Origin of the sequence: Geodermatophilus marinus, assembly GCF_003428645.1 — a bacterium.
Taxonomy (GTDB): Bacteria; Actinomycetota; Actinomycetes; order Mycobacteriales; family Geodermatophilaceae; genus Geodermatophilus.
Map to the genome: position 1 here is coordinate 201,691 of NZ_QVQH01000002.1, position 12,691 is coordinate 214,381.

General features: G+C 77.8%; 15 protein-coding genes. 5 read left to right on the forward strand and 10 right to left on the reverse strand.

Features of this window, described 5'->3' with window-relative positions:
• Nucleotides 1-34: 34 nt before the first annotated feature.
• Together D0Z06_RS03275 and glpX are read right to left on the reverse strand one after the other, a co-directional pair.
• Complete coding sequence (locus D0Z06_RS03275) at nt 35-667, reverse strand: hypothetical protein (protein WP_117375937.1); 633 nt, start codon at nt 665-667, stop codon at nt 35-37.
• A gap of 95 nt (nt 668-762) precedes the next feature.
• Complete coding sequence (gene glpX / locus D0Z06_RS03280; protein WP_199522099.1) at nt 763-1,821, reverse strand: class II fructose-bisphosphatase; 1,059 nt, start codon at nt 1,819-1,821, stop codon at nt 763-765.
• Between the two features lie 57 nt (nt 1,822-1,878).
• On the opposite strand from glpX, the gene D0Z06_RS03285 reads away from it, so the two are divergent.
• Nucleotides 1,879-2,481, forward strand: a complete 603-nt coding sequence (locus tag D0Z06_RS03285) for a DUF4245 domain-containing protein (RefSeq protein WP_117375938.1) — start codon at nt 1,879-1,881, stop codon at nt 2,479-2,481.
• Between the two features lie 143 nt (nt 2,482-2,624).
• On the forward strand, nt 2,625-2,876 hold the full coding sequence (locus tag D0Z06_RS03290; protein WP_117375939.1) for a hypothetical protein: 252 nt from the start codon (nt 2,625-2,627) through the stop codon (nt 2,874-2,876).
• A 51-nt stretch (nt 2,877-2,927) separates the two neighbouring features.
• Here D0Z06_RS03290 and D0Z06_RS03295 read toward each other — a convergent pair whose 3' ends face one another.
• Genes D0Z06_RS03295 through D0Z06_RS25645 form a run of 3 tightly spaced genes read right to left on the reverse strand, consistent with a single transcriptional unit; the run spans nt 2,928 to nt 5,662 of the window.
• Nucleotides 2,928-3,167 (reverse strand): exodeoxyribonuclease VII small subunit, encoded by a 240-nt coding sequence (locus D0Z06_RS03295; protein WP_117375940.1) that lies wholly within the window; start codon nt 3,165-3,167, stop codon nt 2,928-2,930.
• A complete protein-coding gene (gene xseA / locus D0Z06_RS03300; RefSeq protein ID WP_117375941.1) occupies nt 3,164-4,384 on the reverse strand; it encodes an exodeoxyribonuclease VII large subunit in 1,221 nt (406 codons plus the stop codon). The genes D0Z06_RS03295 and xseA overlap by 4 nt, the downstream gene beginning before the upstream one ends.
• Before the next feature lie 57 nt (nt 4,385-4,441).
• Nucleotides 4,442-5,662 carry a hypothetical protein gene (locus D0Z06_RS25645; protein WP_199522100.1) on the reverse strand — a complete coding sequence of 407 codons (1,221 nt, stop codon included), beginning with the start codon at nt 5,660-5,662 and terminating at the stop codon, nt 4,442-4,444.
• Between the two features lie 209 nt (nt 5,663-5,871).
• Between D0Z06_RS25645 and D0Z06_RS03310 the strand changes: the two genes are divergently transcribed.
• A complete protein-coding gene (locus D0Z06_RS03310) occupies nt 5,872-6,840 on the forward strand; it encodes a 4-hydroxy-3-methylbut-2-enyl diphosphate reductase (RefSeq protein ID WP_117375942.1) in 969 nt (322 codons plus the stop codon).
• A 72-nt stretch (nt 6,841-6,912) separates the two neighbouring features.
• On the opposite strand, the gene D0Z06_RS03315 is transcribed toward D0Z06_RS03310, so the two are convergent.
• The 5 genes from D0Z06_RS03315 to D0Z06_RS03335 all read right to left on the reverse strand — a co-directional run bounded on the left by D0Z06_RS03315 (nt 6,913) and on the right by D0Z06_RS03335 (nt 11,720).
• On the reverse strand, nt 6,913-7,704 hold the full coding sequence (locus D0Z06_RS03315) for a DUF6542 domain-containing protein (RefSeq protein ID WP_147331972.1): 792 nt from the start codon (nt 7,702-7,704) through the stop codon (nt 6,913-6,915).
• Nucleotides 7,705-7,877: 173 nt separating this feature from the next.
• Nucleotides 7,878-8,390, reverse strand: coding sequence for a hypothetical protein (locus D0Z06_RS03320; RefSeq protein WP_117375944.1), 513 nt, complete (start codon nt 8,388-8,390; stop codon nt 7,878-7,880).
• An 80-nt stretch (nt 8,391-8,470) separates the two neighbouring features.
• Nucleotides 8,471-9,559 (reverse strand): DNA recombination protein RmuC, encoded by a 1,089-nt coding sequence (locus D0Z06_RS03325; protein WP_233517416.1) that lies wholly within the window; start codon nt 9,557-9,559, stop codon nt 8,471-8,473.
• Between the two features lie 131 nt (nt 9,560-9,690).
• Complete coding sequence (locus D0Z06_RS03330) at nt 9,691-10,212, reverse strand: methylated-DNA--[protein]-cysteine S-methyltransferase (protein ID WP_117375945.1); 522 nt, start codon at nt 10,210-10,212, stop codon at nt 9,691-9,693.
• The gene (locus tag D0Z06_RS03335) at nt 10,209-11,720 is read right to left on the reverse strand and encodes an AlkA N-terminal domain-containing protein (RefSeq protein WP_233517417.1); all 1,512 of its coding nucleotides are present in this window, start codon (nt 11,718-11,720) and stop codon (nt 10,209-10,211) included. Before D0Z06_RS03335 ends, D0Z06_RS03330 begins: the two co-directional genes overlap by 4 nt.
• A 190-nt stretch (nt 11,721-11,910) precedes the next feature.
• Between D0Z06_RS03335 and D0Z06_RS03340 the strand changes: the two genes are divergently transcribed.
• The gene (locus D0Z06_RS03340) at nt 11,911-12,465 is read left to right on the forward strand and encodes a S8 family serine peptidase (protein ID WP_117376105.1); all 555 of its coding nucleotides are present in this window, start codon (nt 11,911-11,913) and stop codon (nt 12,463-12,465) included.
• An 11-nt stretch (nt 12,466-12,476) separates the two neighbouring features.
• Nucleotides 12,477-12,629, forward strand: a complete 153-nt coding sequence (locus D0Z06_RS25210; protein WP_158579863.1) for a hypothetical protein — start codon at nt 12,477-12,479, stop codon at nt 12,627-12,629.
• Nucleotides 12,630-12,691 lie beyond the last annotated feature (62 nt).

Sequence of the window (12,691 nt, forward strand, 5' to 3'; positions counted from 1 at the left end):
CGGCGGGCCTCAGGCCGCGGCGGCGCCGGGGTCGTCAGTCGTCCATGCCGCCCCGGTGCGCCCACCAGCCGCCCTCGACCTTGGCCGCGACCCGGTCGGGCAGCTGCTCGCGCAGCTCGGCGGCCTGCTCCTCGCTCAGCGAGCCGGCGGCCACGGCCTCGTCGATCCGGGCCTCCGCCTCGGCCACGAGGGCGTCGACGACCGCCTGGGTGTCGACACCCTGCTGCTCGGCGACGTCGGCGAGGCTGGTCCCCGGCTCGGAGAGCGCGGACTGCAGCTCCTCGGTGCTCATGCCGAGCGCCTCGGCGGCCGCGCTCCAGACGGCGTCGAAGTCGGCCCCGTCGACCCAGTCCGGCGGGCCGTCGCCGTCCCAGCGGTGGTGCCAGCCCCAGCCGGGCCCGACGGCGGGTGAGTCGGCGAGGGTCTCGGCGATCCGAGAGGCCTGGTCCTGGGTGAGCGTGCCGTCCTCGACGAGCCCGGCCAGCGCCTCCTCGACGGCCGCCCGGCGCTCGTCCTCGACCGCCGTGGCGTCCTCGTCCGGCGTGGCGGACGGCGAGCTGGTCGAGGGTGCGGGGGTGGGTGTCGGCTCGGCCACCGCCACACCGATGCCGGTCAGCGTCAGCGCCCCCGCGGCGCCCACCCCGATGACGAGGTTCCTCGTGCGCATGCTCTCCCCCTCCCGGAGCCCGGTCGCGGTCGTGCCGGGCCGTACGGGGGAGGATTCCCGCCCAACCTGTGACGGACCTGTGAGACCGCCCGGTCTCAGTCCTCCTCGACGTCCCGGTCGAAGGGCACCGCGGAGTAGGCCCGCAGCTTCGACAGCGAGTGCAGGCTCTCGATGGACCGGATCGTGCCCGAGCGCGAGCGCATGACCAGCGACTGCGTGGTGCACCCCCCCGCCCGGTACTGGACGCCGCGCAGCAGCTCGCCGTCGGTGATCCCCGTCGCCACGAAGAACACGTCGCCGCGGACGAGGTCGTCGATGTGCAGCACCCGGTCGAGGTCGTGGCCGGCGTCGACCGCCTTGCGGCGCTCTTCGTCGTCCTTCGGCCAGAGCCGGCCCTGCAGGGCACCACCCATGCACTTGAGCGCGCAGGCGGCGATGATGCCCTCCGGGGTGCCGCCGATGCCCAGCAGCAGGTCGACGCCGGTGCCCTCCCGGGCCGCGGCGATCGCCCCGGCGACGTCGCCGTCGGTGATGAACTTGATCCGCGCACCGGCCTCGCGGACCTCGCGCACGAGGTCGTCGTGCCGCGGGCGGTCCAGGATGCAGACGGTGACGTCGGCGACCGAGCTGTGCTTGGCACGCGCGACCCGGCGGACGTTCTCGGCCACCGGGGCGGTGATGTCGACGACGTCGGCCGCCGCCGGGCCGGTCGCCAGCTTCTCCATGTAGAAGACCGCCGACGGGTCGTACATGGCGCCGCGCTCGGCGACCGCCATCACCGCGATCGCGTTGGGCATGCCCTTGGCCATGAGCGTGGTGCCGTCGATCGGGTCGACCGCCACGTCGCACTCGGGGCCGTTGCCGTCGCCCACCTGCTCGCCGTTGTAGAGCATGGGCGCCTCGTCCTTCTCGCCCTCGCCGATGACGACGACCCCCCGCATGCTCACGGTGCCGATGAGCGCCCGCATCGCGTCGACCGCCGCGCCGTCACCGCCGTTCTTGTCGCCGCGGCCGACCCAGCGGCCGGCGGCCATCGCCGCGGCCTCGGTGACGCGGACCAGCTCGAGGGCGAGGTTGCGGTCGGGGGCGGGGCGGTCGGAGCGGAAGCTGCGGTCGGTGGCGGTCAGCGGGCCGTCGGGGAGGGGCAGGGACACAGGACCTCCTGTTCGCACCGCCGCGGGGTGCGGGAGCGGCGCTGTCATCCTAGGGGGGTGAGCACCACGGGCCCCACCAGCCAGCCCCCCGGGGGGACGGCCCCGCCGCCGTCCCCGGCGATCGAGCGGGCCAACCGGATGAGCGCGGCGAACATGGTCCGTTCACTGGCGCCGCTGGTGCTCATCTGCCTGCTGATCGCCGGGTGGGTGGCCTTCCAGCAGGGCCCCGATGCACGGGTGCGGACGGTGGACCCGACGTCGTCGGTCCAGCTCGCCGCCGCGCGGGCCTCCTACCCGCTGCCCGTCCCGGGGGACCTGCCGGAGGGGTACCGGCCGACGAGCGTCCGCACCGACGCCGGCGCCGCCGGCGAGGGCGACCCGGTGACGCTCGCCATCGGCTACCTGACGCCGGGTGGTGAGTACGCGGGGTTCGCGGTGAGCGACGACCCCCGGGCGAGCGCCCTCACCGACGTCCTCGGCGACGCCGAGCAGGAGGGCAGCACGGACGTCGACGGCGAGGCGTGGACCCGCTGGACCACCGCCCGCGGCGAGACCGCGCTGTCCCGCGAGGCCGACGGCGCCACCGTGGTGGTCACCGGGTCGGCCTCGGACGGCGAGCTGGTGGAGGTCGCCGCGGCCGTGGAGCAGGTCGCCCCCTGAGCGCTCTTTGCGATCGCGTGACGGTCACGGGGAGAGGTGGTGACCGGAGCGGGCCTCCCCGCGCGGACCCGGCCCGGTCGCGGGACGCTCGGACCCCGGCCGGCGCCCCCTGCGCCAGGCCACGGTCCTGCGAGGAGCCTGCGATGACCGGACCCGCCCTCTGCGCCGGCGGCGACCACCGGCCCCCTCCCACCGGCGGGTCCTGCTCCTGCGGCCTGGTGACCCGGGTCCCGGCCCGGCCCGCGGCCGCCGGGACCGACCTGCGCGACCTCGTCGCCGGGCTCCTGGGCGATGCCCCCGCCGACCCGCACGCCGCCGCCGACCGGCTGCTGGCCGCGCTGCGCGCCGCCGGCCTGCCGCTGCCCGCCGGCGCCCCGGAGCGGCTGCCGGCCTGACCCGCGCCGCCGCGGTGCGGTCCGCGGGTCGGCCGGACCTCCGCGCGCGGGTCAGCCGCCGGCGGCACCCCCGCCGGCTCCCTCGGCGGGTCCGGCCGCCGCCAGCCGCTCGCGCGCCCGGTCCAGCCAGTGCCGGCACAGCTCGGCGAGCTGCTCGCCGCGCTCCCAGAGCGACAGCGACTCCTCCAGCGTCAGGCCACCGGCCTCGAGCCGGCGGACCACGTCGGCGAGCTCCTCGCGGGCCTGCTCGTAGGTCGTGGTGGGTTCCGTCGGCGCCGTCGGCTCGCTCATGACGCCCCATCCTCCCGGTCCACCCGGACCGCCATCCGGCCCCCCGCCACCCGGACCGACAGCCGCTCGGCGTCGGCCACCTCGGCCGGGTCCCGCACCAGCGCCCCGTCGGCCCGCTGCACGACCGCGTAGCCGCGCTGCAGCGTCGCCGCGGGCGAGAGCGCGGCCACCCGCGCGCGGGCGTGCTCGAGGTCCCGCTCGGCGCCCTCGACCCGGTGCACCAGCGTGCGGCGGGCCCGGGAGCGCAGCTGCTCCACGTCGTCGGCCCGGCCGTGCAGCAGCCGCTGCGGATCGGCCAGCACCGGCCGGCTGCGGACGCCGTCCAGCCACCGCTCCTGCTGCTCGAGGCGGGCGGCGAGCAGGTGCCGCGCGCGGGCCCGCAGCCCGTCGACCAGCCGCTGCTGCTCACCGATCTCCGGGACCACCCGGTGCGCGGCGTCGGTGGGCGTGGCGGCGCGGACGTCGGCGGCGTGGTCGACCAGGGTGGTGTCGGTCTCGTGGCCGACCGCGGTGACGACCGGGGTCCGGCAGGCCGCGATCGCGCGCACCAGACCCTCGTCCGAGAAAGGCAGGAGGTCCTCCACCGACCCGCCGCCGCGGGCCACGACGATCACCTCGACCTCCGGGTCGGCGTCCAGCCGGCGGAGCCCGTCGATGACCGAGGCCGCGGCGCTCGCCCCCTGCACGAGGCTGTGGTGGACGGCGAAGCGCACCGCCGGCCACCGGCGGCGGGCGGTGACCAGCACGTCCCGCTCGGCGGCGCTGTCCCGGCCGGTGACGACGCCGACGACGGCCGGTGCGAACGGCAGCGGCTTCTTGCGGGCGGCGTCGAAGAGGCCCTCGGCGGCCAGCAGCCGGCGGATCCGCTCGATGCGGGCGAGCAGCTCACCGAGGCCGACCGCGCGGATCTCGGTGGCGCGCAACGAGAACGAGCCCCGGGCGACGTAGTAGTCCGGCCGGGCGCGGACGACGACCCGGGCGCCCTCGGCGAGCTCCAGGCCGGGGCGGTCGGCGACGTCGCGGGCGCAGGTCACCGGCACCGACAGGTCGGCGGCCGGGTCGCGCAGCGTGAGGAACACGGTGGCCGCGCCGCGACGGGAGATCTGGGCGACCTGCCCCTCGACCCAGACCTCGCCGAGGCGGCCGATCCACTCGGCGACCTTGCGGGCCACCGTGCGGACCGGCCACGGCGCGTCCGGTGTCGGGGGAGCGGTCATGCCGCGAGCGTGTCAGACGGCTCCGACACCCCGGCCGGCCCGGTCCCGGCTCCGCCGTCAGGTGCCGCGCGGGGCCAGGGGGCTGGACTCGACCGCCTGCCGCTCGAGCTTCTCCAGCCGGTTGCGCAGCATCCGCAGGTACGGCTCGCGGGCCTCGTGGGCCTCCTCGAAGGCGAGCAGGTCGGCGACGGTGGCGAGCTGGTAGCCCCGCAGCCGGCCGCGCAGCTGGGCGATGGTCATGGACTCGTAGCCGTCGACCGGTGCGCCGTCGGCGGCCTCGGCGGCGCCCGCCCCGATGGGCTCGGCGGCCGGGGCGGGGGGCTCGTCCGCGGCGGGCTCGGGGGCGGCGGGCTCGGGGGCGGCGGGCTCGGGGGCGGCGGGCTCGGGGGCGGCGGGCTCGGGGGCGGCCACGCCCTCGTCGGTCACCGTGCCCTCGACGGTGGTCACCCCGCCGTCCGGGATGAGCACGTCGACCTCCCCGGTCACGTCGGGGGCCCCGGCCGCCTCGCCGACCGGCGAGCCGCCGGGGTCGGTGGGCGCGGTGTCGGGCTCGGCGGCCGCCTCGGGCTCGCCGGGTGCGGTGCCGGCCGGGACGGCGTCGCCGGTCGGCTCGCTCCCGGTGTCGAGCGGCTCGGGCAGCGTCGTGGGGGCCTCGGCGATCAGGTCGGCGTCGACCGTGCCGACGTCCGCGGTGCCACCGTCGACCAGGGCCTCGTCGGGGGCGCCGTCGGCCTCGAGCAGCGCCGTCTCGAGCTCGTCCTCGGTGCTCAGCCCGGGCTGCGGCGCGCCGGAGGCCGCCGGGATGCCGGCCTCGCGCACCTCGTCGGCGATGTCCTCGAGCGCCTCGACGACCTCCTCGGCGCCCGGCTCGTCGTCGGGCAGGCCCAGGACCTCGTCGTCCACCAGCGGCGGCACCTGCTCCTCGGCGGTGGTGCCCTCGTCGGCGCGGGGTCGGTCGGGGACGACCGCGGCCGCGCGGTCGAAGGCCGACGTCCGTGCCGACGTCGGCGACCCCTCGACCGGCGGTGCCGGGGGGAGGTCCTCGTCGAAGGTCGCCAGCCCGGGCTCGTCCTCGCCGCGCAGCCCGGTGAACAGCTCGTCGCCGCGGGCCACCAGCCCGGAGTACTGCTGCTGGAGGCGCATGGTGGCCTGCATGGCCAGGCCGATCACCCGCACCGGGAGGCCGGGCAGCTCCCCGGGCAGCTTGCGGGCCTCGTCGAGCACGGTGGCGGCCAGGCCGGCCGCGGCACGGACGACCTGGGGGATCTCACGCGACATGGCCTCAGACTGCCCCAGAGGTCGCGTGCCGACACACCCTCCGGGGTCCGTACCCCCGGATCGTGGTGCTCGTCTCGTCCGCGTGGCGGCTTCCCGCGGGGCCGGGTGTGAACGTGCGAACACCGGGCGGCAGCAGGCCTTCCGGCAGGGGCCCGCCCCGAGCGGGCGAGGGGCGGGGGGCCGGGAGGTCCTTCTTCTACCATGGGGCCATGGCTGATCAGCGCGGACGCGTCCTGCTCGCCGACCCCCGGGGCTACTGCGCCGGCGTGGACCGGGCGGTGGTCGCGGTCGAGCGGGCGCTGGAGATCCACGGCGCCCCCGTCTACGTCCGCAAGCAGATCGTCCACAACAAGCACGTGGTGGCCACGCTCGAGCGGCGCGGGGCGGTCTTCGTCGACGAGACCGACGAGGTGCCCGAGGGCTCGGTCGTGGTGTTCAGCGCGCACGGGGTCTCCCCGGCGGTGCACCAGGAGGCGGCCGTCCGCCAGCTGCGCACCATCGACGCCACCTGCCCGCTGGTCACGAAGGTGCACTCCGAGGCCAAGCGGTTCGCCAAGGACGACTACGACATCCTGCTCATCGGCCACCGCGGCCACGAGGAGGTCGAGGGCACCTCGGGCGAGGCCCCCGAGCACATCCAGCTCGTCGACGGCCCCGAGGGCGTCGACGACGTCGAGGTCCGCGACCCCGAGCGGGTCGTGTGGCTGTCGCAGACCACCCTGTCGGTCGACGAGACGCTGGCCACCGTCGACCGCCTGCGCGAGCGTTTCCCCCTGCTGCAGTCGCCGCCCAGCGACGACATCTGCTACGCGACGCAGAACCGGCAGCAGGCCGTCAAGCAGATGGCCCCCTCCTGCGACCTGGTGCTGGTCGTCGGCTCCACGAACTCCTCGAACTCCGTGCGGCTGGTCGAGGTCGCGCTCGAGGCCGGGGCGCGCGCCGCCCACCTGGTGGACTTCGCCGCCGAGGTCGACGCGGCGTGGCTGGAGGGCGTGGGCACGGTCGGGGTCACCAGCGGCGCCTCGGTGCCCGAGGTGCTGGTCTCCGAGCTGCTCGACTGGCTGGCCGAGCGGGGCTACGCCGACGTGGAGCCGGTCAAGGCGGCCGAGGAGCGGCTGGTCTTCGCGCTGCCCCACGAGCTGCGGCAGCGCCGCGCCGAAGCGCCCGACCCGGCCTGAGCGAGACCCCGCGGACGACGGTGACCCCCTCCCGCTCGGGAGGGGGTCACCGTCGTCAGGGGTGCCGGTCGGTCAGCGGCGGGCGGCCCAGCGGACCAGCGCGACGGCCAGGCACGCGGCGGTGGCCAGCGCCATGCTCGGGAAGCCCCGGACCATCAGGGTCGCGACGGCGGCCAGGTTGAAGGTGGCCGAGGGCGCCAGCGCGATGTTGACGCCGGCGACCGCGACGAAGACCAGCGGCGGGGCGACGACGGTCGTCACGAGGTCGCGCCGGCGCACGACGGCGGTGGCCAGCGCGGCGGAGCCGGTGAGCGTCACGAGGGTGACCAGCCCGAGGCCGATGCCGAGGAACGAGTCCACCGCAGCCCCGACGAGGGTGACCAGGAAGACGGCGAGGACGGCGACCGCGCCGCGCAGCCGGCTGCCGCCCTCGGGGGCCGGGGGCGCCGGCCGGGTGCCCGAGGCGCGGGCGCCGCGGGAGCGCGGGCGCGGCTCCTCGTCCCGGGGGACCGCCTCGCGGGGGCCGCGAGCGGCGGCGCGGTGCTCGCCGCGGGGCACCGGCCGGCTGTGCTGCACCGGTTGGCTGTGCTGGACCGGCCGGCTGTGCTGGACCGGCTCGGCGGCACCGGGCAGACCGGGCTCGACACCGCGGCTGCGGGCCAGCCGGGCCAGGTGCTCGGGAAGCGGTGGCAGGTCGGTGCGCCGGGGCCGCCCGTCGGGGCGCGCCGACGGCGGGGGCACCGGTGGCCGCGCGCTGCGGGCGACGCGGTCCCCGGGTGGGGGGACGGGCGGGCCGGCGAGCGGCCGGCCGGAGCGGCGCTCGCTGCGGGCTCCGGGGTCCCGCCAGGTGTCGGCCGTGCTCACCGAGGCCATGGCACACCTCCCGTCGGCGTGGTCGGGGCGGCCGCCGGGGAGGACGGTCGCCGTCGCAGGCCACCGTACTGAGGGGGCGCGGCGGGCAGTGGGAGGACGGGGCCGACGCGCACTGTCCACACCTGCCAAAAGCCGCCCGTGGCGATGGGAGACGCCCCGGAGCGTCAGCCGTCGTCGCTGGGTGACGTCTCGACCGCGGCGGCCTCCAACCAGGCCTCGCCGTCCCACGACCCCAGGTCGGCGTCGGGGAGGTCGGTCCCGGTCTGCTCCTCGGCGGCGGGGAGGTCGAACTCCTCCCGCGGGGTGGCCGCGACGACGACCGCGATGCCCGGCGACAGGTCGGTCACGTCCTGCTCGGTGACGACCAGCAGCTCGGGGGCCTCCCCGCCCTCCGGCGGCGGCTCGATGGTGAACACCTGCGGGGTGAGGACCTCGCCGACCCGGGCGCTCAGCGTCACCTCCTGGTCGAGGTAGGCCTCGTAGTCCTCGGCCCACGCCGCGTCGTAGTCCCCGGTGTAGGGGTCGGTGAGGTCGTCCTCGCCCCGGACGTCCGGCGTCCCCGGCTCCAGGTCGGGGTCCTGGGCACCGAGGTCGTCCTCGCTGCAGGCCCCGAGCCCCAGGGCGAGTGCCGCGACGCCGGTCGCGGCGGCGAGTCGGGCGGTGCGGCGTGCGGGCATGCGGAGGGCCTCCTCGGGTCACGGGCGTCCCCTCTGCGCTCCCCGCCTCCGGTGGCGGCGACACCCCCGGACCGGCGATGTCACGGTTCCGCAACCTGGCCCCAGCCGGGAGGGTCGGCCCGCCCGTCCCCGAGCGCGGGCGGCACCGGCGGGCGCAGCGTGCGCACGGTCGCCTCGACCGGCGGCGGCGCGGGTACCGGGCTCTCGGCCACGCCCAGGTCGTCGAAGCGGCGGGCGGCGACCAGCACCGAACCCTCGTAGGACCCGATCGCCTCGTTGTAGCGCGCGGTGGCCGACGACAGCGCCGACCCGAGCCGGGTGAGGTGGCCCGACAGCGTGGCCAGCCGGGCGTGCAGCCGCCGGCCGACCTCGAGCACCTGGTCGGCGTCGCGCGCCAGCCGTTCCTGCCGCCACGAGTAGGCGACCGTGCGCAGCAGCGCCAGCAGCGTGCTCGGGGTGGCCAGCACCACGTCGCGGGCGAAGCCGTGCTCGAGCAACCCGGGCTCGGCCTCCAGCGCGGTGGTGAGGAAGCCGTCGGAGGGGACGAACAGCACGGTGAAGGGGGCCGCCGGACGGAACGCGGTGGGGTAGCGCCGCGCGGCGAGCGCGTCGACGTGCGCGCGCAGCTGGCGGGCGTGCGCGGCGACCCGCTGGCTGCGGACGGCGGCGTCCTCGGCCTGCACCGCCTCGATGTAGCCGGTGAACGGGACCTTCGCGTCGACCACGACCTGCCGGCCGTCGGCGAGGGTGACCACCAGGTCGGGCCGGACGCCGGCGCCCTCGTCGTTGGTGCTCGGCGGCTGCTCGACGAAGTCGCAGTGCTCGAGCAGGCCGGCGACCTCGACCACCCGGCGCAGCTGCACCTCGCCCCAGCGACCGCGCACGTGCGGGGTGCGCAGCGCCGTCACCAGCGCCGCGGTCTCCTGGCGCAGCAGCGAGGAGGCCTGGCCGACGGTGCCCATCTGCTCGCGCAGCTCCCCGTGCGCCGTGGCGCGGGCGCGCTCCATGCCGGCGAGCAGCCGGTGCAGGTGGTCCAGCGACTCGTGCACGGGGTCCAGGCCGTCGTCGGCCGGCCGCCGGCGCGCGACCAGGGCGACCACGCCGAGGGTGGCGGCGGTGGCCAGCAGCGCGCCGAGCAGGAGACCGGTGAGCAGCGAGACGGCGTCCACGGTGCCCGAGGGTGCCGGATGCGGCCGACAGTTCCGCGCCGCCACCCGCGGGCGGCGGGGGCCGAGGGAGAGGAAGCCGTGCCCGCGTCCAGGGTCCCCCGACGCGGGAAGAGCTTCCTGTGCCCCGGGGCTCAGCCGACCGGCGCCGGCGCGTGCGCGGCCTCGTGGTCGAGCAGCCAGCGCTTGACCGGCGTCCCCCAGCGGAAGCCGCCCAGCCCGCCGTCCGAGCCGAGCACCCGGTGGCAGGGGACGAACAGCGCGGCGGCGTTCCGGGCGCAGGCGTTGGCCGCCGCCCGCACCGCCGAGGGCCGACCGCAGCGGGCGGCGAAGGCCGCGTAGGTGTCCGGCTCGCCGGCCGGTACGGTCCGCAGCACCTCCCAGGCGTCCTCGAGGAACGGTCCGGAGCGCTGGCGGACGACCACCGCGTCGATCGCCGACACGTCGCCGGCCACGAAGGCCTCGACGGCGTCGAGCGGGTCCAGCCGGTCGGCGCGCTCGACCCAGGTCGGGCGCAGGGCGCGGTGGACGACCGGCAGCAGGTCGGCGGCGTCGTCGGTCCAGCCGCTGGCGAGCACGGCGCCGTCGGCCCCCACGATCACCGTGAACGGCCCGGGCGGGGTGGGGACGGTGGCGAATCGGGCGGAAGGGGTCACGAGGCGCTCCGGAGGGGTGCGGCCGGGGAGGTCGGCGGGGTGGCGGGGTGGCGGAGGAAGAGGGACGGCGCGGCGCGCGCCCACAGGTGCATGACGGCGTACGAACGCCACGGGCGCCAGCGGGTGGCGGCCTCGCTGTCGCTGCTGCCCAGGCCGGCCAGCGAGCGTCGCAGCACCAGGTCACCGGGCAGCCACACATCGGGGTCGCCGAGGCCGCGCAGGGCCACCAGGGCCGCCGTCCACGGGCCGATGCCGGGGACGGCACGCAGCGCCCGGCCGGCCTCCTCGCGGTCGGCGCCCGGGTCGAGGCGCACCGCGCCGTCGGCCAGCGCGGCGGCCAGGGCGTGCACCGTGCGCCGGCGCGCGCCGGTCAGCCCCACCGCCGACAGGTCGGCCTCGGCCAGGGCCTCGGGGCGCGGGAAGGCCGCGGTCAGCGTGCCGGCGGGCTCGGGCAGCGGGGCGCCCGCGGCCGCCACGACCCGCGCCGTGAGGGTGCGGGCACCGGCCACCGACACCTGCTGCCCGAGGACGGCGCGCACCGCCAGCTCCGCGGCGTCCGGCGCGCCGGGCACGCGGCGGCCGGGCGCGGCGGCGACCGGCCCGGCCAGCGCGGGGTCGGCGCCCAGCGCCTCGTCCACCGCGACGGGGTCGGCGTCCAGGTCGAGCATCCGCCGGCAGCGGGCGACGGCCACCCCGAGGTCGCGCAGGGCCGCCAGGCGCAGCCGCGCAACGACCGCCGGCCCGCCGCCGGGGGCGGGGGAGAGTGCCACCACCGCGGGACCGTGCGGCAGGTCGAGGACCCGGGTGAACGTCGTCCCGTCCCACTCCTCGAGGCCGGGCACCGCGTGCACGCCGAGGAAGAGCAGCACCTCCGCCGCGTCGTAGGGGGCGCGGGCGGCCAGCCGCAGGGTGAGCTCCCCGGCGGGGCCGGGGCGGCCGGGCCGGGCGCGGCGGCGCAGCTCGCTCGGCGTGGTCGCGAAGACCTCCCGCACGGTGTCGTTGAACTGCCGGAGGCTGGCGAAGCCGGCGGCGAAGGCGACGTCGGACATCGGCAGCGCGGTGGTCTCCACCAGCACCCGCGCGGTCTGCGCGCGGCGGGCGCGGGCGAGGGCCAGCGCGCCGACCTCGAGCTCGGCCACCAGCAGCCGGTGCAGCTGCCGCTCGGAGTAGCCGAGCCGGGCAGCCAGGCCGGGGACCCCGGCGCGCTCGACCTCGCCGTCAGCGATCAACCGCATCGCGCGGGCGACGACGTCGGCCCGGACGTCCCACTCCGGGGAGCCGGGCACCGCGTCCGGCCGGCACCGGCGGCAGGCGCGGTAGCCGGCGCCCTGGGCGGCGGTCGCCGTGGAGAAGAAGGAGACGTTGCCCGCGTGCGGGGTGCGCGCCGGGCAGGACGGGCGGCAGTAGATCCCGGTCGTGGCGACGGCGGTGACGAACCAGCCGTCGAAGCGGGCGTCCCGGCTGGCGACCGCGCGGTAGCAGCGCTCCGGGTCCAGGGGCGGGGTCACGCGACCGAGCATGGCAGCCGCGGTGCGCGCCGACCGGCGGTTTCCGGACGTCACCGTGGGCGGCGCCCCGCGCTCCCGGCGTGCGGCCGGGCGGCCGCCCCCGCAGACTGCCCCCACCGCCGGGTGCCGTCCCGGCGGCCGGGGGAGTGTGGGGCCGACCGACCGGTGCCCGCTCGGCGAGGGGGGTCCCGTGATCGATCCACCGGCCGCTGCCGGTCCGCGAAGCCCCGGGGCGCGGACCACCGGGCGGCAGGTCCTCGTCCTCGCCGACACCCCGGACGACGTGCCGGTGGCCTGGTCGGCCGCGGGGATCGACGACGTCGCCGACTCGCGCGACTTCGACTCCCGGCGGGTGCCGGCGCAGACCCTCCGCGACGCCGGTGCCACGGTCTTCGCCCGGCTCGGCATCGCGGTCGTCTCGGCCGCACCCGACCAGCTCGCCGCGCTGCGGGCGGCGTCCGGCCGGCCGGTCCTGTCCGTCTCCCCCGAGTTGGTGCACCACGTTTTGGCCGTGCTCGGCGACGAGGGCAGCGGGGACGACGGCGGCATCCTGGCCGGCATCGAGTGGGCGGTGGCCAACGGCTGCGCGGTGATATCGATGTCCCTCGGGGCCGACGTGGCGGAGGCCCACCCGCCCTACTCGGCCGCCGGGCGGCGGGCCCTCGAGCAGGGCTCGCTGATCGTGGCCGCGGCCGGCAACAACGCCGACCGCCGCGAGGGCGGGTTCGGCTGGCCCAGGCGCTGAGCGCGTCGGGCATGGAGGTCGAGCGGGTGCTCGGCTCCCTCGGCGTCATCACCGGCCGGGCGCCGGCCGGGGCCCGCCCCGCGCTGCTGGCCGTCGAGGGCGTCAGCTCCGTCGACGAGCAGCTGCAGGTGCGGCTGCCGCCCCCGGACGCGCCGGTCCAGTGACCGCCCGGCGACGGAGCGGAGTGGATCCGTGGGCGTGACCGCGACGGATCCACTCCGCTGCT

Coding starts and splice junctions, on each gene's coding strand:
- D0Z06_RS25210 (WP_158579863.1), top strand. CDS start 12,477: ATGGAGGTCGAGCGGGTGCTCGGCTCCCTCGGCGTCATCACCGGCCGG.
- D0Z06_RS03310 (WP_117375942.1), top strand. CDS start 5,872: ATGGCTGATCAGCGCGGACGCGTCCTGCTCGCCGACCCCCGGGGCTAC.
- D0Z06_RS25645 (WP_199522100.1), bottom strand. CDS start 5,662: ATGTCGCGTGAGATCCCCCAGGTCGTCCGTGCCGCGGCCGGCCTGGCC.
- D0Z06_RS03320 (WP_117375944.1), bottom strand. CDS start 8,390: ATGCCCGCACGCCGCACCGCCCGACTCGCCGCCGCGACCGGCGTCGCG.
- D0Z06_RS03275 (WP_117375937.1), bottom strand. CDS start 667: ATGCGCACGAGGAACCTCGTCATCGGGGTGGGCGCCGCGGGGGCGCTG.
- D0Z06_RS03295 (WP_117375940.1), bottom strand. CDS start 3,167: ATGAGCGAGCCGACGGCGCCGACGGAACCCACCACGACCTACGAGCAG.
- xseA (WP_117375941.1), bottom strand. CDS start 4,384: ATGACCGCTCCCCCGACACCGGACGCGCCGTGGCCGGTCCGCACGGTG.
- D0Z06_RS03290 (WP_117375939.1), top strand. CDS start 2,625: ATGACCGGACCCGCCCTCTGCGCCGGCGGCGACCACCGGCCCCCTCCC.